This is a genomic window from Massilia arenae (assembly GCF_008014745.1).
Taxonomy (GTDB): domain Bacteria; phylum Pseudomonadota; class Gammaproteobacteria; order Burkholderiales; family Burkholderiaceae_D; genus Telluria; species Telluria arenae.
Window position 1 is genome coordinate 1 of the sequence record NZ_VPFD01000061.1, and the last position, 1,509, is coordinate 1,509.

Annotated in this window: 1 protein-coding gene; it reads left to right on the top strand. The window is 56.6% G+C overall.

From position 1 onward, the window contains the following. The first annotated feature begins 79 nt into the window (after nucleotides 1–79). Nucleotides 80–1,501: an IS4 family transposase gene (locus FVD38_RS26265; protein WP_187271720.1), complete on the top strand. Its 1,422-nt coding sequence runs from the start codon at nucleotides 80–82 to the stop codon at nucleotides 1,499–1,501. The last annotated feature ends 8 nt before the right edge of the window (nucleotides 1,502–1,509 follow it).

The following is a 1,509-nucleotide window of genomic DNA, read 5'->3' on the forward strand; positions in this document are numbered from 1 at the left end:
GCGCTACGCTGAGCCTACATCTTCAACATTTATTTGGCGTATGCTGAATCATTGAAGTGTGGACTCAATGGAGGTCGCCATGGCTTCTCTCGAACTGCTCAGGGATGAGCATTGCATCGGCGAATTTGGGGACGAACGTCTCTGCAGAACTGGAATACTTCTCCATAGTCGAATGTCAGAAAGGGGCACGGTCTGCTTACGCCGTTTAAGCGATGATCGTGCGACCCAAAGGCGTTTTCATCGTCTATTGGAGCATCCGAACGTGACGCCGCAAGAGATTATTCGTCACGGCACTGAGCGTACGGCACAAGTCGTAGCAGGCCGTCATGTGCTGGCAATTCAAGACACCAGCGAGCTCGACTACACCCCTCACGCCCGACGCACTAGCGGGCTGGGCGGTATCAGCAACAACAAGGGATGTGGATTGTTCATTCATCCGGTGTTGGTAATCGATGCCGAAAGTCACGCTTGCCTAGGCCTTGCTCATCAAGCCGCCTGGGTCCGGGAGATAACGACGGAGCGGCCGCGGGAGCGCAGGCCCATCGAAGAAAAAGAGTCGATGCGCTGGCTCGACGGAGCAAAGGCTGCAGAAAAGCGTTTGTATCGAGCCGCTTCGGTGACAGTAGTGGCAGATCGCGAGAGCGACATCTACGAGGAGTGGGATCGCATCCCAAACAAACGCACCCACCTCATTACCCGAGCGCGTCACGATCGTGAACTCGAAGGCGGAGGCACGTTATTCGGCTGGTTGGCTGCGCAGCCAGCAGCGGCCTGCATGAAGTTGGAAGTGCCAGCTCGGAGCGCAGGCAAAGCATATCGAAGCACCGACGGCGCTCGTAGCGGCGCGCGATCTGCTCACTGCGCCCACATGGAAGTCCGGTATGGAACGGTAAGTATCCGGTGTCCCAAAGGCTGCAAGGCCAAGCAGCCGAACATCGTTTTATCCGTCGTGGAGTTACGTGAATCGCCAGACACCGTACTGCCTGGAGAGGCAGCAGTCCACTGGGTGCTGCTGACAACTCACGACGTGGAGATGATCGAGCAATCGCTCCAGATCGTAGAGTGGTATCAGCAACGCTGGAACATAGAACAACTATTCCGTATCCTCAAGCGCCAAGGACTCGATATCGAATCGAGCCAGATCGAGCAAGCAGACGAGCTCTTGAAACTGGCAGCTATCGCCACATTGGTAGCAGCAAAAACGCTGCAACTGGTGAACGCGCGCGACGGCAACACGAGCCAATCTGCAAGCGACGCCTTCGACGAAGACGAGATTACAGTCCTAGGGAAATTGCAAGGAAAGCTCGAAGGGCGGACTGAAAGACTGAAGAATCCTTACGTTGCCCGCAGCTTGGCTTGGGCAACGTGGATCATTGCCCGTCTCGGAGGTTGGACGGGCTACGCGAGAGAGGCCAGGGCAGGCCCCATCACGATGCGGCACGGACTCGAACGCTTCGGAAGCATAACGCAAGGCTGGAAGCTTGCACAGATGTGGGCTTAGCCTAGCGC

Coding starts and splice junctions, on each gene's coding strand:
- FVD38_RS26265 (WP_187271720.1), top strand. CDS start 80: ATGGCTTCTCTCGAACTGCTCAGGGATGAGCATTGCATCGGCGAATTT.